Here is an 18,360-nt window from a genome sequence, read left to right on the forward strand (position 1 = left end):
ACCAAAGCAGGAGCCGGATTCGTCATAGCCCCAGCTTAACAGCGCACCCACAAACTATTTTGGAGACACACCACTAGTTGGGAGAGGGCACAGGCTTAGGCGGCGGCGAGCTGCGCCAAGGTGGAGACCAGGAGCCTGCGCTCCACCACCTTGATGCGTTCGTGCAGGGTGTCCTCGGTGTCGTCGTCGCGGATAGCCACGGCTTCCTGGGCAATGATGGGGCCCGTGTCCACGCCGGCGTCGGCCCAGTGCACCGTGCAGCCCGTGACCTTGACGCCGTAAGCCATGGCATCGCGGACGCCGTGCGCCCCGGGGAAAGCAGGCAGCAGGGCCGGGTGGGTGTTGAGGTACTTGCCGCCGAACGCGTCGATGAACCCGGGGCTGACGATCCGCATAAAGCCTGAAGACACCACCACATCCGGCTCATAGGCAGCCACGGCTTCGGTCAGCGCCGCATTCCAGTCCGCACGGTCGTCGTAGGCCTTGAAGTCCACCACGAACGTCGGGATTCCAGCGGCCGCCGACCGCTCCACGCCGTAGGTCCCGGGCCGGTCAGCGCCGACGGCGGCGATCTCCACGTCCAGCTCGCCCGCCTTGACGGCGTCAATGACGGCCTGGAGGTTGGAGCCGGTACCGGACACGAGGACAACGATGCGCATGGCTCTAGCTTATGGGGCCGCTCGCGTAGGCTGGAAAACATGAACCCCCCGAACGACTCCGCAGGTCCCCAGCAGGCCCGGCAACCCCTCAGCGAGGCCGCGAAGGCGTCCCTGGTGAAGACCCACAACCTGTTCCGTGCATTCATCGTGGCTGTCCTGGGCGCCTTCTTCGTCTACCAGCTGGACGTCACCTACGTGTGGCTGACTGCCATCCTGACGGCCGCGAGCATCGTGCTCGGCGTTATGGTGCTGGTCCGGGCCATCAGGCTCAAGGAGTCCAAGCTGGTCCTTTTCGGCACCATCTCGGGGCTGGTGGTGTCGGCGGTGATGGTGCTGTTGATCCTGGTTTCCGCGGTGTTCTTCAACCAGGTCCGCGACTTCCAGCAGTGCTCACGCAGCGCGCTCACCCAGCAGGCCCTGACCCAGTGCCAGACACAGCTGCAGAAGTCCCTCCCCGCCCAGCTCCGCTGAGCCCGGTTCCGCTGAGCCCGGTTCCGCTAAGCCAGCCGGCGGTAACGCCCGACGGCGGCACTTCCTACGGCTTGGACACTTCCAGGTCCGCTTCGCGCAGTTTCTGCTGGCGTTCCAGCCACGGGCCCGCCGCGTAACCGATCACGACGCCGATGGCCACCTCGGCGGCCACCCACAGCGAGGTGCCCAGCGGGTCCGGGCCGATGTCCGTGAGGCGGCCGATTCCGGCCGACCCGCGGGCCATCCAGGCCAGGCCTCCCGCCATCAGGCCCGCCGCCACACCGATGATCGCGCCAAGGACGACAGTGGATGCCGATGCCGTGAACCAGCGGGAACGGACCTTGATGGACAGCCATTCGTCGAAGTGGTTTTCGCCTTCGCGCAGGAACCACCAGCCGGCCAATGCACCGGCAAGGACCGGCACCACCAGCGCCACGAAGCCGTAATCCAGTGGTCCGGAGGGCAGGGCGGCGAACACCGGAATGGACGGCAGCGGACCGACGGCGGTTCCCAGCGGTCCGGCGTGCGAGCCGACGCCCAGGGCGAAGCCGGAGCCGGACGTCCAGGCGAGCGCAAAGATGGCAAGGTTGGGGAGGAAGCCGAGCTGCGCGATGGTGAGCACGGCACCGCCCATGGCGCCGGCGTCGAGCCCTTCATACACGGCGATCACCAGGTCCCAGTGGATAAAGATGTCCACCGCGAGCAGTGCCGCGGATAGGGTGAACGCGGCCATCAGGGCCACGAAGCCGGCTTTGACCGCGGAGCCGAGGTAGGAACCGGCCCAGCGCGAATGCTGGCTGGTGCGGGCAATCCAGTCCACTGCGTCGACGCCGATGAGCCGGCTCCAGGACCCCGCTTCGCGCCGGGCGCCCACCACCATGCCCAGGCCGAACGGGACCAGCGGCATCAGCCCTGCGAACCACAGGAAAATGGCGACGTCGTCGGTACGGCAGACGAAGCCAGTGGCCATCCCGAAGCCGGCGTACACGAGCCAGGACCCCAGCAGGGCCTGCCACAGCTGATCGGTATAGGAAGCCCGGGCCAGGCGCCGGCCTGCCCGCCACGCCAGCAGGAACGGGATGAGCGTGAGGCCCAGCGGGATCAGCGACAGCGTGCCCGATTCCGGCTGCGCCGCGGCTTCCCCCGCCACGGTGGTCAGATGCAGCGGCACGCCGTGGATCAGCAGCCACGCCTGGCCGCCGAGCCGGGCGAGCGTGTCGAAGTTGTTGTTCTGGAATCCGGCCGTCGCCCATACGGCGACAATGGGCGCCAGCACCACCAGCGCGGAAATGACCGCAGCCTGCGCCGACTCGAGCGCCCCCTGCAGCCACAAGGGCATGGGAATGCCACGGTCTCCGGTCTGATCAGCGCGCAGTTTCATCGTGTTCCATGGTGTCACGGGAGGAGTCCCGGGCCCGTGCGCGACAGGCTCAAAGCCCTGAGTTACCAGAGCTCGTAGTTGTCCGTGCCGATCATAAAGCCGTGGCCCGTCCGCAGATGCGCACAGGTCATGGCGCCCGGCGCCCGCTCGCACACTATGTTGCCCAGCCGCACCGTCTGGCCGTCCTGGATCCACGGGCCCGGGAACGCTGGTCCGGCCACGTCCTCCGCCTCCATCGGGGAGGTTCCGTTGCCGCACAGCCCGTACTGGGCGCCGCCGTCGAGCGTCACCACCGCGTACCCGCCGTGATACTCACTGATCCCCGCGCACTGGCCCTTGATGTCACCGGGCCGGGGCGCGACATCCGTGCGCAGGTGGCAGGCAGCGGCGTCGGCGCTGATGGAACACTGCATGTCCTTGCCGGCAGACTGCACCACCACCGGCAACGGTGCAGCCCACGGCTGCGCGTTCACCTTGGGCAGGAGCTGCTCGGCCCTGTTGAGGGGTCCGGCATTGACGGTTCCGGGATCGCCCACCCTCAGCGCCCCGATGGCGGGCGCCGTCCCGGCCGGCACGGCTACGCTGCAACCCGCGGCGGAGGCAAGCACGACGATGGCCAGCAGGGTTCGGAGGATGGGTGTCACAAGGCTCATGGTCCTGCCAGTCCAGCAGAACGGGACCGTCCTGTCGCTGGGCAGAACTCCCCATCCCCCAGCGCTTTTTTCGTTACCCAGCCGTAAAATTGGATTGTCCGCAATCAGTGGTTGGAGGCAGAAAAATGACTACCGCATCGCCGCATGCACATGGCGTTCACTTCGGGCGTACCGACGTCCAGAACGTTGGCATGGGTGTTGGTATTGTCCTGATGTTGGCGGGTGTCCTGGCGTTCATTCCGGGCATCACCCAGCAGTACAGCGAACTGAGGTTCTTGGGGCCTGATTCGCACGCCATGTTCCTTAACCTGTTCCAGGTTTCCATGCTGCTGAACATTGTGCAGCTGGTCATTGGTGCAACAGGCTGGGCCATGTCCCGCAGTGGAATGGGAGCCCGGAACTTCCTCATGGGCTTTGGTGCGCTGTACATCGTCCTCAGCATCTTCGGGCTCAGTGTCGGAGTGGGATCGGCAGCCAATTTCCTGTCGCTGAACACGCTGGATAGCTGGACCTTCATGGCGCTGGGCGTGCTGATGATTGGCGCTGGCTGGATCCTCTCAAGGCATCTGGCCGAGGACCGCAGGTAGCCCGGATCGCGTAGCCGGGACATAAGGAGCCGCTAATGAGGAACGCTTCATAGCAATCTGAATGTTTTAACCACCGGTTGGTGCAGTTGGCCTGCGTAGGCGCAGGCGGCTGCACCAGCTTTTTGCGTTAAGGGCACGACGGCGGCTGGCCGGGATGGATTCCCACCGGCAAAATCCGCACTCCTGTAAAGATTTTCACTTTAATCAAGAAAAAACATTGACTCGCTAAAAATCTTCACTATAGTTGTGTGAGTTAGCTCACCAACGAAGGATGCGGCAATGACCACCGAGACACCCGCCCCACCGGCCACCAGCGAACTTCTGGCGACCGTCGGAAACAAGGTGCGCACCATGCGTAAGGCCAAGGGCATGACCCTCGCCCAGCTCTCGGACATCACCGGCCTCAGCCAAGCAATCGTCAGCCAGATCGAACGCGGCTTGGCCAACCCTTCCTTTACCACTCTGGCACAGCTGGCCCACGGATTGGACGTCCCGGTAGGGAGGTTCTTCATTGGCCAGGATGAATCCAAGTCCCCCGTCGTTCGAAAGTCGGATCGACGGAACCTTAAAAACGTGACCCGCGAGTCGGTGGGCGAGGCAGTTCACGAACTACTGACCCCCAACCGCGACGGAAACATCGAAGCGCAGTGGATCAGCACGCCCCCGGGGCATGACACCAGCGGCACACCTTTCACCCACAGCGGTGAGGAGTTCTGCTACATCATCTCGGGCCGCAAGGACGTCTTCCTGGATGGCGTCTGCTACAGCCTTGAGGAGGGCGACTCCATCACGTACTCCTCAGAGATCCCGCACTGGTACAAGAACAGCTACGAAGAGGTATGCGTAGCCATCTGGGTCAACGCACCACACGCGTGGTAGCCCTGCCGTCCCCAACCGGCACCTGCGTTTTCCCCTAACTGTCCGGACACGAACCGTGGCCGCAGACACTCCTTGCATCGTTCGCATGAAACGCCTCGTCCAACAGGCGTTCCTGCGTCATACCCTCCCACGCCTTCACCGGCGTCAGCGTAAGGACACTTCCATGCTCGACACACAAACGACAGACCCCCAGGGGACTGACAACGCCGTCACGTCCCCTGCCCTCTCATCTCACTCCAGGCACGAAAAATTCACCCCCGAGGTCCGCAAGGGGCTGCTGGGCCTCGGCCTCGGCAACGCCCTTGAGTGGTACGACTGGATGGTCTTCGGCCTCCTCTCGGCCTTCATCGGGCCCAACTTCTTCCCCAACACCGATCCGCTCTCCGCCACCTTGAACGCGCTGGCCGTGTTCGCCGTCGGATTCGCCTTCCGTCCGCTGGGCGGGATCCTGCTCGGCACCCTGGCCGACCGGGTGGGTCGCCGCCGCGTCATGCTGCTGTCCATCATGCTTATGGCAGGCACCACGCTGATCATCGCCGTCACACCGAGTTACCAGCAGATCGGCGCCTGGGCCGGCATCATCCTGCTGGTCTGCCGCGTACTGCAGGGCATTTCGACGGGCATCGAAGCCCCGCTTTCAACATCCCATGCCCTGGAGCTGGCTCCCGAAGGCCGTGAAGGTTACGTCGCCGGCCTGATGAGCTTCTACGTGAACATCGGCATCCTGCTGGCCTCCCTGATCAGCTTCTTGTGCAGTCTGGTCCTGGGTGGTGCCGTCATGGCCGAGTGGGGCTGGCGCGTGCCGTTCATCATCGGCGCACTCTTCGGTTTCGTGGTCCTCTACCTCCGCCGTTCGCTTCCGGAAACCCTCAAGGCCGAGGAAATGGCCAGCAACACTCCCCGCGCCGTCTGGTCCGGAGTCCGCAAGCACTGGCTCTCCGTCCTGGCCATCATCTTTGTGGTGGGCGCAGCACAGGCCTACAACTACGCCTGGAACGTCGGCCTTCCCAGCGCTGCCCGCAGCGGGTTCAAGGAAGACCCCACCGCCGTCTTCGCCCTCACCACCGTCCTCGGAGTCATCCTGGTGGCAGGCAGCTGGATCATCGGCAAGCTGACCGACGGCAAGTCGATGTCCCGCTGGTTCCTGATCACCCGCATTCTGGCCATCCCGTCGGTGTTCCTCATGCTCTTCTACGTCCAGCCGGGCATCGGCGGCTTCGCAGCAGTCCTCCTCGGCGGCTCCGTTGTCCTGGTGCTGAACATGACTCTCTACAACGTGGTCAGTTCCTCCCTGATGCCCAAGAACATCCGCGGCACGGGCGTAGCCCTGGGCTATGGAATCGGCGTCGCACTCTTCGGCGGCACCGCCTCCTACCTGCTGGTCTGGTTCCAGTCCCTCAACCTCAGCTGGATCTTCCCGGTCTACGTAGCCGTTCTCTCCATCCTCAGCATCGTTTTCTACCTCGCCGCACGCCGCTCCAACGGCATCTTCGTCGGAAAGTAAGGACTCCCCCATGACCTCCCCCGCAACTTTCACCTCCCTGGAACTCAGCACCACGACGGCGGACCTCACCGCCCCGGTCATCTCACGTTCCAACGTCCTGGTGGTCGGCGGTGGCCCCGCAGGTGTGGCCGCAGCCGTCACCGCAGCCCGCTCCGGCGCCAGGGTCACCCTGCTGGAACGCTACTCATCCCTCGGCGGCCTCGCTTCCGGCGGCATGGTGCTGGTACTGGACGACATGATCAACGGCCAGGAAATCACCGTCACCGGCATCGTGTCCGAATACGTGGAGCGCCTGCAGAAGCTGGGACTCGCCGTCGTACCGCCGGCTGATGACCGCAAGACCTCCGAGGAACTCTGGAACAAGTGGGGCCGCTACGGCACCTTCGACTTCCACTCCCACACCACCCCCAAGCCCATCTGCTACGCCGCGGCCTTCGACCCGGACGGCTGGAAGCGCGTCTCCAACGACCTGGTCCGCGAGGCCGGCGTGGACCTCCGCCTGCATTCCTGGTTCTCCCGCCCCATCGTGGACAACGGCGTGATCAAGGGCGTCATCTGCGAGACCAAGCTGGGCCCGCAGGCCTTCATGGCGGACATCGTCATCGACACCACCGGCGACATCGACGTCGCCTCCCGGGCCGGCGCCAGCTACGCCAAGGACAACTACCTCACCACGCTCGTCTTCCGTCTCGGCAACGTGGACACCGACGCCGCCGAAGCCTTCGAGCAGGCCAATCCGAAGGAAGCCCGCGCCATCAACCGCAAGATCAAGCGCCTCCTCGGCGGCGCCTGGGAACTGTGGTGGCTCAAGACCCCCATCGATGGCGTGGTCTGGTGCAACGCCCCGCACATGACCGGCTTCGACGGCACGGACCCGGCGGACATGACCGCCGCCGAGTTCGCCGCCCGCGACCGGATCTCCGAGGCCGTGGAGTACGTCCGCGCCAACCTGCCCGGCTTCGAAAACTGCTACATGCTGGACGTCGCCTCGCAGATGGGCGTCCGCCAGACCCGCCTGCTGCAGGGCGAGTACGTCATGACCAAGGACGACGTCACGCAGCGCCGCCACTTCGCCGACACCGTGGCCCGCGGCCGCGACTACTACTACCCGTACCGCTCGCTGCTGCCCAAGGAAGTGGACCAGCTCCTCGTCGCCGGCCGCCACTACTCCGCCACCCCCGAGGCGCAGAAGATGTCCCGCGAGATCCCGCCCTGCATGGCCATGGGCCAGGCAGTCGGCGTCGCCGCAGCACTCGCCGTCGAAAACAACATCCTCGTCCGCGACGTGTCCGCCCTGGACATCCAGCAGGGCATGCGCCGTCACGGCGCCGACCCGGGCGACGTCCCGTCGTCGAACGCCACCGTTGACGCCGATGCGGCGGTTCCGGCATGAGCACCGTGACCCTGGAAACGACAGAGCTGGAACGCACGACGGCGGCGCCCGCCGCCGCGGCGGAAGCCACCGCCATCCCGCTGCCGCTGGACGGCATCAAGATCGTGGACTTCACCCAGGTGTTCATGGGCCCGTCCTGCACGCAGATGCTGGGCGACTACGGCGCGGACATCATCAAGGTGGAACGCCCGGGCGCCGGGGACATCTCGCGGAACTCGTTCCCGGACAAGGACGGCCAGGACAACCCGATCTTTCTGTCCATCAACCGCAACAAGCGCAGCGTCTCCATCGACACGCGCACCGAGGAAGGCCGGAACGTCCTGCACGCCATCATGGCGGACGCGGACGTGGTGGTCAGCAACTTCCGCTCCGGCGTGATGGAGCGGATGGGCTTCGGCTACGAGGAACTCAAGGCCGAGAACCCCGGCATCATCTGGGCCTCCGGCACCGGCTTCGGCCCCGTCGGCCCGTACTCGCACAAGGGTGGCCAGGACGCGATCGCGCAGGCCTACTCCGGTGTCATGTGGCGGCGGGAATCGGACGACCAGAAGCCGTCCATCTACCCCACCACGCTCTGCGACTACATCACCGGCATGCACCTCATGCAGGGCATCCTGCTGGCACTGCGCACCCGGGAAACCTCCGGCGTCGGCCAGAAGGTGGAGGTGACCATGTACGACTCGATGCTGCACCTGCAGATGCAGGAGGCCTGCATGCAGCTCAACCGCGGCTACGAGGTCAACTGGGGCGCCATGCCCCTGAGCGGCGTGTTCGAAACCACCGACGGCGCCGTGTGCATGGTCGGCGGTTTCACCCCGGACCCGCTGGCCCGCATCTCCGAAGCCCTCGGGCTGGACGAGGACCTTACGCAGCGGCCCGAGTTTGCGGACCTGAAGCAGCAGTTCGCGCACAAGCCGGCACTGCAGGCCATCTTCCGCGAGCGCATCGCCACCAACACCACCGAGTACTGGACCGGCAAGCTGGAGGACCAGGGGCTGCTCAACGCCCCGGTCCACACCCTGGAGCAGGCCCTGGCCGATGCCCAGACCGAGGCCAACGGCATGATCGTGGAGGCCGAACACCCCGGCGTCGGGACCGTGCGCATGCTCAACGCGCCCATCCGGCTCTCCGCCACGCCGCCCACCGTCCGGCGCGTGGCGCCGCGCCTCGGTGAGCACAATGTGGAGGTCCTGCTGGAGAACGGCTTCGATGAGGAGACCATCGAGCGCCTGCAGCAGCTGGGGGTCCTGCGGTGACCGCGATTTCGGAGACTCCCGCGGAGACGGCCGTCTCGAACGCAGTGGACCAGATCACCCTGACCATCGAGAACCACGTCGCCACAGTGGTGATCGACCGGCAGCACGTGCTCAACGCCGTCGATGGCACCGCCCAGGCCCGGCTCAACGAGATCTGGGAGCAGCTGGAGGCCGATCCGGACGTGCGCGCAGTTGTCATCACCGGCGCCGGGACCCGCGCGTTCTGCGTCGGGGCGGACATGTCCGCCTCCGCCGTGGACAAGACCGGCCTGGAGTACTGGGCCGGCCTGGACCCGAACGGCTTCGGCGGGCTGAGCCTGCGCACGTCGCTCGATGTGCCGGTGATTGCCCGGGTGAACGGCTACGCGCTCGGCGGCGGCATGGAGATCGTGCTCGGCGCGGACATCGTGGTGGCGTCGGACAATGCCAGGTTCGGGCTCACGGAACCGCGGGTGGGGCGCTTGGCGCTCGACGGCGGCATCCACCAGCTGGTGCGCCGGATCCCGTACACCCAGGCGATGGGCATGCTGCTGACCGGCCGGAAGGCTGACGCCGCGGAAATGCAGTCCATGGGACTGGTCAACGAGGTGGTCCCGGCAGAAGAGCTCGACGCCGCGGTGCAGCGCTGGGTGGACCAGATCCTTGCGTGCGCCCCCACCTCGGTGCGGGCCGTGAAGCAGATGGTCACGCAGACCGGGCACCTCACCGCCAAGGAGGCCCGCGGGCTCCGGCTGCCGGCCCTGATGGCCGCGCTGGACAGCGAGGACTCAGCCGAAGGCGTCCGCGCCTTCCAGGAAAAGCGGCCGCCGGTCTGGCCCGGCCGCTGACCCGCAACAATTTCGAGGAGGATTCCATGACTGGATCACTGAACGACGCAACCGGGACGGATTCCCGCGAACCACAGGAACGCGATTCCCTGGCGCCCGGCGTCTGGGGCGTGGTGGCAACCCCCTTCCAGGGCGGCACCCTGGACGTGGACCTGGACAGCCTGTCCGAATTGGTGGAGCACTACGAAGCCATCGGCGCCACGGGGCTGACGGTCCTCGGCGTGTTCGGCGAAGCCGCGGCCCTCACCGCGGAGGAGCGGCGCCAGGTGCTCGAAATCGCCGTCGAATGCACGGACCTGCCACTGGTGGTGGGCATCACCGCCCTGGCCACCCGGCCCGCCATCGACGAGATTACAGCGGCCCAGGCCGTGGTCGGCGAGCGCCTCGCGGCCGTGATGGTACAGGCCAACTCCGCCAGGCCCGAAGCAGTGATCGCACACCTGGACGCCATCCACCGGGCCACCGGCGCGGAGGTGGTCCTGCAGGACTATCCGCTGGCCAGCGGCGTCAGCATCAGCACCCAGGCCCTCATTTCCGTCGTGAAGTGGTGCAGTTTCGTGGTCGCGGTGAAGGCCGAGGCCCCGCCCACCAGCGTGGCCATCGCAGAACTGACAGCCGCGCTGGTGGGCAGGGTCTCCGTTTTCGGCGGGCTGGGCGGGCAGGGCCTGCTGGACGAGCTGATGGCCGGCGCAGCGGGCGCCATGACCGGTTTCTCCTATCCCGAAGCCTTGATTGCCTGTGTCCGGGCGTGGCAGCGCGACGGATACGAAGCCGCGCGGGACCAGCTGCTGCCCTACCTGCCGCTGATCAACTTCGAGCAGCAGGCCAAAATCGCACTGGCCGTCCGCAAGGAATGCCTGCGGAAGCGCGGACTCATCAAGGATTCGGGCGTCCGGGCTCCGGCCTCGGAGTTCCCGGAGAAGCTGCGCTACAGCATGCTTACGCACCTGCGGGAAGCTGCTGCTGCGCTTGAGTCAGCTGCCACCCACGAACACACCTCTGTAGGGAGTTACTGATGGACCTCGGAATCGCCGGAAAAACCGCCCTCGTGGCCGCCTCAACCGGCGGCCTGGGCCTCGCCGTTGCCCGCGCGTTGTCCGCCGAAGGCGTCCGCGTGGCAGTCATCGGCCGCCGCCGCGACCGCGCCAAGGAAATCGCCGCGGACCTGCACACGGCGTATGGCACAGGAGCCATCGCCATCGAAGCGGACCTGACCACCCCGGAAGGCATCGAGTCCGCCGTCGAACAGACCGTGGCGGACCTCGGTCCCATCGACATCCTGGTGCTCAACGGTCCCGGCCCCAAGCCCGGCGCCGCGGCGACGCTGAGCTCCGAGGACATCGCCGCCGCATTCGAGCTCCTGGTCAAACCGCACCACGCGCTCATCTCCCAGGTGCTTCCCGGCATGCGGGAGCGGCGCTGGGGCCGCATCCTCGCCGTCGGCTCCAGCGGAGTGGTGGCCCCGCTGCCCAACCTGGCCGTGTCCAACACCGGCCGGGCCGCGCTGGCCGGCTACCTCAAGACCCTCGCTGCAGAGGTTGCCCTGGACTCCGTCACGGTCAACATGCTCCTCCCCGGCCGGATCGCCACGGACCGGGTGGCCGAACTGGACCAGGCCGCCGCCAAGCGCCGCGGCACCACCGTTGAGGACATCCAGCTCGAATCACGCAAAACCATCCCCGCCCGCCGCTATGGCGAGCCGGAGGAGTTCGGCGCCGCCGCCGCGTTCCTCTGCAGCGCCCCGGCGTCGTACATCACCGGCGTCGCGCTCCGCTGCGACGGCGGCCTGATCCGCAGCCTGTAGCTCCCCCTACTTCCCCACGATTCCCAAAGGAACCCCATGACTTCCACAGCCACCGACGCCACCACCCCCACTTCCACCGGCCGCGAACTCATCACCGCCCGGCACCTCATCAACGGCGAATGGCTGGGCGAGGCGGACACCGAGCGGATGAACCCGGCCCGCCCGGGCGAACTCGCAGCCCTCTCCCCCAGCGGCACCGCCGCGGACGTGGACGCCGCCATCACGGCCGCCGCGGCAGCGCAGCCGGGATGGGCAGCACTGCCCGCCCCCTCCCGCGGCGCCATCCTCATCACCGCCGGCAACCTGCTGATCGAGCGCCAGAGCGCCATCGCCGAAGACCTGGTCCGTGAGGAAGGCAAGACCCTCGCCGAGGCCAAGGGCGAGGTCAAGCGTGCCTCGGACGTGCTGCGCTTCTTCGGCTCGCTCGGCTGGGCCGCCACCGGCGAAGTGCTGCCCAGCGGACTGCCGGACACCACCATCACCACCCGCCGCGAGCCGCTCGGCGTCGTGGGGCTGATCACGCCGTGGAACTTCCCCATCGCCATCCCGGCCTGGAAGTCCGCCCCGGCGCTGATCAGCGGCAACGCCGTGGTTATCAAGCCGGCCGAGCTCACCCCGCTCTCCGCCACCCACCTGGCCCGTGCCCTCCAGGACGCCGGACTCCCCGCCGGCGTGTTCAACGTGGTGCACGGCAAGGGCCGCGTGGTGGGCGACGCCCTGGCCCGCGATCCCCGCATCGCCGGGCTCTCCTTCACCGGTTCCACCAACGTGGGGCTGGGCCTGCAGGAGATCCTCAACGCCCGCCGCGCCCGGGTGCAGCTGGAGATGGGCGGCAAGAACGGCGTCCTGGTGCTCGACGATGCCGACGCCCGCCAGGCCGCCAAAGTGGTGGCCGCCGGTGCGTTCGGCCTCACCGGCCAGGCCTGCACCGCAACCTCCCGCGTCTACGTCACCCCGGGCATCCGCGCCGCGTTCCTTGACGCGCTCACCGAGGAAGCCGCCGCCTACACCCCCGGTGACGGCATGGACGCTGATGGTCCGGACGCTGTCCGGATGGGGGCCGTGGTGAGCAGCCAGCAGTTCGCGCAGAACACCGCGGCGGTGCGTTCCGCCGTCGAACGCGGAGCCACCCTGCTGGCCGGCTCCGGGATCCTGGACGAAACGCACGACGGCGACGCGGACCGTCCGCTGCACTTCCCGGCTGCCGTGCTGACGGACCTGCCGTTCGACGACGACGCCGTGACCGAGGAAATCTTCGGGCCCGTGGTGGCGGTCCTCGAAGTGGCCGACTACGAAGCCGGACTGGCCGCGATCAACGACTCCCGCTACGGTCTCACCGCAGGCATCTGCACCGATTCGCTGAAGCTCGCCACCGACTTCGCCGCGCGGGCCCAGGCCGGCGTGGTCAAGGTCAACAGGCCGACGGCGGGCCTGGACCTGAATGTGCCGTTCGGCGGTGTAAAGGACTCCTCCACCAACACGTTCCGCGAGCAGGGAAAGTCGGCGCTGGACTTCTTCACCTGGGGCAAAACCGTTTACACGGGTGTGTAGCGCACCATGACGTATGTGATCGCCCAGCCTTGCGTGGATGTGAAGGATAAAGCCTGCATCGAGGAATGCCCGGTGGACTGCATCTACGAGGGTGAACGCTCGCTGTACATCCACCCGTCCGAATGCGTGGACTGCGGAGCGTGCGATCCGGTGTGTCCGGTGGAGGCGATCTACTATTCGGACGACATTCCCGACGAGTGGGCCGACTACATCCGGGCCAACGTGGAGTTCTTCGAGGAACTGGGGTCGCCGCAGGGCGCCTCACCCTTGGGCAACCTGGGCCGCGACCACCCTGTGGTGGCCCAGGTCCCGGAGCAAGAGCACGCCCACTAATCCAGCGCGAACGGACAGTTGCGGCCCCGCTTTTTGGGGCCGCAACTGTCCGTTCGCGCTCCACCCGCCCCTCCCGTCAGCTCACCGCACGGACCAGACCTGCCGGAACTTGCCGCTGCGGTCCGGCCGGGGCAGCTCGTCCGCATGCTCAACCGCCACCGGTCCGGCGCCAACGGCGGCGAAGTACTCGTCCAACCGCTCCGTCACCGCCGTGCGTACCCCGGCCAAGGCTGCACCCGGCAGGATCTCGAGCCGGACCGTCAGGTTCCCCGGGCCAGTGCGGATGGCCTGGAACCTGCGCACTCCGGGTGTCTCCTCGATCACCGTGCCGAGTGCGAGCGGCAGGACTGTCACGGCGCTCCCGTCCGCTGCCGCAAAGGAGACAAGGTCCCCCGTCCGGCCGTCGATGCTCACGGCTGGAAACGGGCTGCCGCACGGGCACGGTTCCGTGGCGAGCGTGACCCGGTCCCCGAGGTCGTAACGGATCAGCGGCTGCACCCGGTTGGCCAGGTTGGTGACGAGCACCGTGTGGGAGGTGGTGCCGGCCTGGACCGGCGCGTAGTCCGCGTCCACGGGTTCGAGGATGTACCAGTCCGTATTGACGTGGAAGGCGCCGTGCCGGCACTGGCTGGTCAGCGCCGGGACCTCCGAGGAAAGATAGCGCTGGGTGACCCGGCAGCCGAACGCCGCTTCGATGGCTGCCTGTCCGCTGGCGGACAGGTTCTCGCCGGAACAAATGACCAGCACGGGCCGGATCCTGAGCCGCCCGGCCTTTTGCTCCGCGGCCAGCTGGATCACCGCGCTCGGATAGCCGAAGAGCAGGGTCGGCTTGAAGGTGTTCAGTTCCGCCACCAGCTCAGACAACGGCCTCAGCACCGAGAAGACCCTGAGACGCCGCGCAATGGCGGGGGCCCGCCGTCGGGCGTTTTCGGTCAAAACGACGCCGGCGAAGTGGCCGCCAGACGCCACGAGGGCCGCCGCCCGCAGCCCCCGGAACAGGAAGTCCCGCACTTCCGAAGCCCTCACCAGATTGCGGCGTTCCCGGATCCGGACCACCACGTTCACCATCACCCAGGAGAACCGGTCATGGATCAGGACGGCCGGCTCACCTGATGTGCCGGACGTGGTCACCACCAGGTACTGCCCGCGGTAAAGGCTGCCCAGCCGTGACAGGTCGGAGAGCAGTTCCGACTTCAGCTTCGCCAACGTGATGTGCGGGTCCGTCACCCAGTCGTCGAAGTTCGCCATCAGGTCCCGTTTGCCCACCGGCGGCAGCTGGGCCGGCTCGTTGACCCTGTCCGGGAGATCCCGGTAGAGGCGGCGGTAGTACGGCGAGGCGGACCGGGCGAACTCCACGAGTGCCAAAAGCCGGGCCTGCTGCAGGCGGTTGAACGCCTCCGGCCCGCCGCGCTCAGCCCGCCAGGTCTCCCACGCGACCCGGAGGGCCCATCCGGAAATTCCACGCATGGCAAATGTCCTCTCCGGATCAGACCTCGGACCCATGTCCCACCCTTCCACAGCTGCGGGCACCATAACAGGGGCCTTCCTCCCCCTGTCCCGCCGAATTGCTGGACTTCACGGCAGGCGCCGATCAGACTGTCTACAACAGCTGGCCCGGCCGTCCGGAATTACCCGCATTCCGGCCTTCCAGGAACGACCAGCTGGAATATTGGGGCTTTACCGAAATGCCTGATCCACATCCTCGAAAGGACCTGGCCATGCCGGACCTGTCAGCATTCTTCCCGCTAATTGCCGCCATCATCGGCGCGGTTCTCATCGTCGGCTTTATCTGGGTGGCAATAAAGCTGATGTGGAAGGTGGCTGAACCCAACGAGGCCCTGATCATCTCCGGATTGACCCGAGGAACCCTGGAAACACGGGCCGGAATGGACTTCAAGATTGTCACCGGCAAGGGTGCGCTGGTCTTTCCCGGGCTTCAGACAGTACGAACCCTGTCACTCACGCTGAACGAAACTGAGCTCAAAGTTTCCTGTGTTACCTCGCAGGGCATACAGGTAATTGTGGAGGGTGTTGTTATTTACAAAATCGGCGACGCCCCGCCCTTCATTGCAAATGCGGCCAGGCGCTTTCTGGGCCAGCAGCCCAAAATGGAAAGCCAGGTCTATAACGTCTTTGAAGGGCACCTGAGGTCGATCATCGGCAGCATGACCGTGGAGGAAATCATCCGCGAGCGGGACAAGCTCGGTTCGCAGGTCCGCAGCGCCAGCGGCGTGGAGATGGAGAAGCTGGGCCTGGTTGTGGATTCGCTCCAGATCAAGGACCTGCAGGACCCCACGGGCTACATCCAGAACATCGCCAAGCCGCACATCGCCCAGGTGAAGATGGAAGCCCGCATCGCCGAGGCCACCAGGAACCGTGAGGCGGCGGAGAAGGAAGCGGAGGCAGCGGCGCTCATTGCTGATGCCCAGAGTGTTTCGGCCATCCGGCAGTCCGTGGCGCAGGCCAATGCCGAACGGGCCAAGGCCAACGCCGCCCAGGCGGGGCCGCTGGCGGATGCAACCGCGCGGCAGCAGGTGGTGGTCCAGGAAACCGAGGTGGCCAAGCTTGAGGCCGACCGGGAAGAGCAGAAGCTCCAGACCACCATCCGCAAGCCCGCCGACGCCAAGGCCTACGCCAAGCGCACGGACGCCGAGGGCCAGAAGGCGGCGGACATCAGTGCCGCCGAGGCGCTGGCCCGCCGCACCGAACTCGAAGCCCAGGTGAACGCGCGCCGGACGGAACTCCAGGCGCAGGCAAATGCCACCGCAGCTGCGGCCGCGGCAGGGGCCACCAAGGTCACCGGCGAGGCGGAAGCCGCGGCCACCCGGGCGCGCGGTGATGCTGCCGCGTCGGCCATCAAGGCGAAGGCGCTGGCGGAGGCGGAGGGCATCAAGGCACGGGCCGAGGCCCTCGGAACCAACCAGGACGCCGTCATTTCGCAGCAGCTCGCCGAGAACATGCCGGCCATCATCGCTGCTGCGGCGGAACCGTTCTCGCACGTGGGACAGATGACGGTGCTCAACGGCGGGGAAGGCGTCAACAAGATGCTCGGCGGCATCCTCGCCCAGGTGGGCGACTACCTCCCGGCCCTCTCTTCGGCGCTGAGAAACACCCGGGAAGGCAAACGTCCGGCGAAAGCCCCTGATGCGTAAGGACGTCGACCGTAGCCTTACCGGCAAGATCGGCCGGGTGACCGGACGCATCGGCCCGGGCACCATCGGCGAAGTCATGCTGCCCTACCTCGGCGGCACCATGGCCTTCCATGCCCACCCGTTCGACAAGACCAGCGTGTATGCAGTGGGCGACGAGGTGCTGGTGATCTATTTTGATCCGCCGCAGACCGTCTATGTGGACGAACTGCCGGAGGTGTTAAGGCACGACGGCGGGCACTGAGTCCCGCTTCAGGCGCCAGCCTGGATCAGAACCGCCAGATGGAGTACGGAACACTGGGCAGGTTGCCCGCCATCCAGGGCCGCTCGGACTCTTCCCGCGGCAGGATCCCGCGGCCGTCGCGCAGGACCACCACCACCGTGCCGATCACCCCCAGCAGGGCAACGACGGCAAGGAAAATCAGGACGACGACGATTGGCCCGGACATCTCTGGAACACCTCTAACACCAATTTTACGGCGCCCCGTTTCAGCTGCCGAGCGCGAAGGTCTGGACGGTCAGACAGCTCCGGGCGTATCCTGATTTTCCATTGCCTCTGGGGGGGTGATCTGGATGGTGCGTACTTTCCGTGATCGTTGCCGGTCTTCCGTGCGCCCGCTCCTGCTCGCCGTCGTTCTGACAGGTTCCTGGCTGGCGTTGGCCGCCGGCCCGGCGAATGCCGCCTCTGACGCTCCGGACCCGCTGGGCGGGATCGGGCAGGCCGCTGCCACGCTCGTCCGGGACATCGTTCCGACCGCGGTGCCGCACACCGGTCAGGAATCCCCCGAACCTCCCGTTCAGGCTGTCCGGGACGTTCCAGCCCCCGCCGTCACTGTGCCGTTGCCGGCCGTCCGCACCGCTGAGACCGTCGTGGACGTTGTGGATCCTGTGCTCAGCGGGACATCTCAAGTGGTCAGCGACGTGATGGACACGGCCGCTCCGATCCTTCCGGCCGCGCCACTCGTCAAAACGGTCACAGACACAGTCACAGATACGGTGACCGGCACCGTGGACAAGACCGTCTCCGTGGTGGATTCCCTGGCGTCCACGCTGCCGGACCTTCATGTGCCGGCGGTGCCATTTCCGACGGACCCGGTGTCCACTCTTCCACGGCCACAGGTGCCGCCCCAGGTTCCAGGGCAGAAGCCGGACAAGGCCGTGCCCGGTCACTCACGCGGTACCCGGGTTCCGGCGTCGGACGTTCGCTCACAACCGGCGGCCGCTGCCGGCGGCGTGGAGGCAGCCTCCCGCTCAGGCGCGGGGCAGCCCGCAGGATTCCCAGCTGTTACGCAGCTGGTCAGGAGCGCGCTTTCTCCGTTGCAGTTCCTGGCGAATACACACGGAGCGCGAGTGCTGGCAGCAACCGTCGGTTACTTGGTTTCCGCCGGGCCGACGCCGGCCGAGGAACCGGCGCGCGACGCGGGGCTCCGATTCGCCGGCGTCCAGAACCAGTCCGGCTCCGCGTCCTCAGGCACGGGCAGCGCCGGCGCCGAGGCGTCGGGCGACGTCGACGGGTTCTGGAATCCGCTGCACGATGCCGGCCGCTGCCTCGTGCCGGACGCCGCCCTGATCCTCGCCGCGGGCCCGTCATTTGATCCGGGGTCTTCCCCCGACTGAGCAGGTCACCTCTGCGCTTTTCCAGGCAGAACATGGCCACCACCGACGCCATCGGCGTACGGAAATCAAAACTCAGTCAGGAGAAAAGTCATGTCCGTCAGCACCCAGCTCTTCAGCGCCACCGATATTGTCCGCTCAGCACCCGCCCAGTCACGCATCGGCAACTGGCCGGACCCCATGAACGCCCGCATCGGTTGGTGGCCCGACGCCACGCAGGACCGCATCGGCAACTGGCCGGACCCCATGAACGCCCGCATCGGTTGGTGGCCCGACGCCACGCAGGACCGCATCGGCAA

General features: G+C 66.8%; 19 protein-coding genes and 1 pseudogene. 15 read left to right on the plus strand and 5 right to left on the minus strand.

Annotated elements, in window-relative coordinates; genetic code table 11:
* Nucleotides 1-95: 95 nt before the first annotated feature.
* Nucleotides 96-659 carry a phosphoribosylglycinamide formyltransferase gene (gene purN / locus PV761_RS21780; protein ID WP_347899684.1) on the minus strand — a complete coding sequence of 188 codons (564 nt, stop codon included), beginning with the start codon at nt 657-659 and terminating at the stop codon, nt 96-98.
* Between the two features lie 39 nt (nt 660-698).
* On the opposite strand from purN, the gene PV761_RS21785 reads away from it, so the two are divergent.
* Entirely contained in the window at nt 699-1,130 is a 432-nt protein-coding gene (locus PV761_RS21785; protein ID WP_347899685.1) for a hypothetical protein, read from the plus strand.
* Between the two features lie 64 nt (nt 1,131-1,194).
* On the opposite strand, the gene PV761_RS21790 is transcribed toward PV761_RS21785, so the two are convergent.
* Together PV761_RS21790 and PV761_RS21795 are read right to left on the minus strand one after the other, a co-directional pair.
* On the minus strand, nt 1,195-2,511 hold the full coding sequence (locus PV761_RS21790) for a DUF6350 family protein (RefSeq protein WP_347899686.1): 1,317 nt from the start codon (nt 2,509-2,511) through the stop codon (nt 1,195-1,197).
* 62 nt (nt 2,512-2,573) lie between these two features.
* Nucleotides 2,574-3,164, minus strand: coding sequence for a hypothetical protein (locus PV761_RS21795; RefSeq protein WP_347899687.1), 591 nt, complete (start codon nt 3,162-3,164; stop codon nt 2,574-2,576).
* A 125-nt stretch (nt 3,165-3,289) separates the two neighbouring features.
* Here PV761_RS21795 and PV761_RS21800 point away from each other — a divergent pair, with 125 nt between their 5' ends.
* The 10 genes from PV761_RS21800 (at nt 3,290) to fdxA (ending at nt 13,298) form a co-directional block, all read left to right on the plus strand.
* Entirely contained in the window at nt 3,290-3,751 is a 462-nt protein-coding gene (locus tag PV761_RS21800; protein ID WP_347899688.1) for a DUF4383 domain-containing protein, read from the plus strand.
* Between the two features lie 279 nt (nt 3,752-4,030).
* Nucleotides 4,031-4,630: an XRE family transcriptional regulator gene (locus tag PV761_RS21805; protein ID WP_028270536.1), complete on the plus strand. Its 600-nt coding sequence runs from the start codon at nt 4,031-4,033 to the stop codon at nt 4,628-4,630.
* A 163-nt stretch (nt 4,631-4,793) separates the two neighbouring features.
* A complete protein-coding gene (locus PV761_RS21810) occupies nt 4,794-6,134 on the plus strand; it encodes an MFS transporter (RefSeq protein WP_347899689.1) in 1,341 nt (446 codons plus the stop codon).
* A 10-nt stretch (nt 6,135-6,144) separates the two neighbouring features.
* On the plus strand, nt 6,145-7,527 hold the full coding sequence (locus tag PV761_RS21815) for an FAD-dependent oxidoreductase (protein ID WP_347899690.1): 1,383 nt from the start codon (nt 6,145-6,147) through the stop codon (nt 7,525-7,527).
* Entirely contained in the window at nt 7,524-8,783 is a 1,260-nt protein-coding gene (locus PV761_RS21820; RefSeq protein ID WP_347899691.1) for a CaiB/BaiF CoA-transferase family protein, read from the plus strand. The genes PV761_RS21815 and PV761_RS21820 overlap by 4 nt, the downstream gene beginning before the upstream one ends.
* Nucleotides 8,780-9,610, plus strand: coding sequence for an enoyl-CoA hydratase-related protein (locus PV761_RS21825; RefSeq protein WP_347899692.1), 831 nt, complete (start codon nt 8,780-8,782; stop codon nt 9,608-9,610). The genes PV761_RS21820 and PV761_RS21825 overlap by 4 nt, the downstream gene beginning before the upstream one ends.
* 26 nt (nt 9,611-9,636) lie before the next feature.
* On the plus strand, nt 9,637-10,626 hold the full coding sequence (locus PV761_RS21830; protein WP_347899693.1) for a dihydrodipicolinate synthase family protein: 990 nt from the start codon (nt 9,637-9,639) through the stop codon (nt 10,624-10,626).
* Nucleotides 10,626-11,414, plus strand: a complete 789-nt coding sequence (locus PV761_RS21835) for an SDR family oxidoreductase (protein ID WP_028270542.1) — start codon at nt 10,626-10,628, stop codon at nt 11,412-11,414. Before PV761_RS21830 ends, PV761_RS21835 begins: the two co-directional genes overlap by 1 nt.
* Before the next feature lie 36 nt (nt 11,415-11,450).
* On the plus strand, nt 11,451-12,965 hold the full coding sequence (locus PV761_RS21840) for an aldehyde dehydrogenase family protein (protein WP_347899694.1): 1,515 nt from the start codon (nt 11,451-11,453) through the stop codon (nt 12,963-12,965).
* A 6-nt stretch (nt 12,966-12,971) separates the two neighbouring features.
* The gene (fdxA, locus tag PV761_RS21845; protein WP_347899695.1) at nt 12,972-13,298 is read left to right on the plus strand and encodes a ferredoxin; all 327 of its coding nucleotides are present in this window, start codon (nt 12,972-12,974) and stop codon (nt 13,296-13,298) included.
* Between the two features lie 81 nt (nt 13,299-13,379).
* Here the strand turns inward: fdxA and PV761_RS21850 are convergent, their stop codons facing one another.
* Nucleotides 13,380-14,765: a phenylacetate--CoA ligase family protein gene (locus tag PV761_RS21850; protein ID WP_347899696.1), complete on the minus strand. Its 1,386-nt coding sequence runs from the start codon at nt 14,763-14,765 to the stop codon at nt 13,380-13,382.
* Nucleotides 14,766-15,016: 251 nt separating this feature from the next.
* Between PV761_RS21850 and PV761_RS21855 the strand changes: the two genes are divergently transcribed.
* Together PV761_RS21855 and PV761_RS21860 are read left to right on the plus strand one after the other, a co-directional pair.
* On the plus strand, nt 15,017-16,450 hold the full coding sequence (locus tag PV761_RS21855) for a flotillin family protein (RefSeq protein WP_028270546.1): 1,434 nt from the start codon (nt 15,017-15,019) through the stop codon (nt 16,448-16,450).
* Nucleotides 16,443-16,691, plus strand: a complete 249-nt coding sequence (locus PV761_RS21860; RefSeq protein WP_347899697.1) for a hypothetical protein — start codon at nt 16,443-16,445, stop codon at nt 16,689-16,691. Before PV761_RS21855 ends, PV761_RS21860 begins: the two co-directional genes overlap by 8 nt.
* Before the next feature lie 25 nt (nt 16,692-16,716).
* Here the strand turns inward: PV761_RS21860 and PV761_RS21865 are convergent, their stop codons facing one another.
* Entirely contained in the window at nt 16,717-16,896 is a 180-nt protein-coding gene (locus PV761_RS21865) for a hypothetical protein (RefSeq protein ID WP_347899698.1), read from the minus strand.
* Between the two features lie 160 nt (nt 16,897-17,056).
* Between PV761_RS21865 and PV761_RS21870 the strand changes: the two genes are divergently transcribed.
* On the plus strand, nt 17,057-18,064 hold the full coding sequence (locus tag PV761_RS21870; protein ID WP_347899699.1) for a hypothetical protein: 1,008 nt from the start codon (nt 17,057-17,059) through the stop codon (nt 18,062-18,064).
* Nucleotides 18,065-18,154: 90 nt separating this feature from the next.
* Nucleotides 18,155-18,360: pseudogene (locus tag PV761_RS21875) on the plus strand (hypothetical protein); the annotation flags it as partial.

The sequence above is a fragment of the Arthrobacter sp. CC3 genome (assembly GCF_039907775.1).
Lineage (GTDB): Bacteria > Actinomycetota > Actinomycetes > Actinomycetales > Micrococcaceae > Arthrobacter.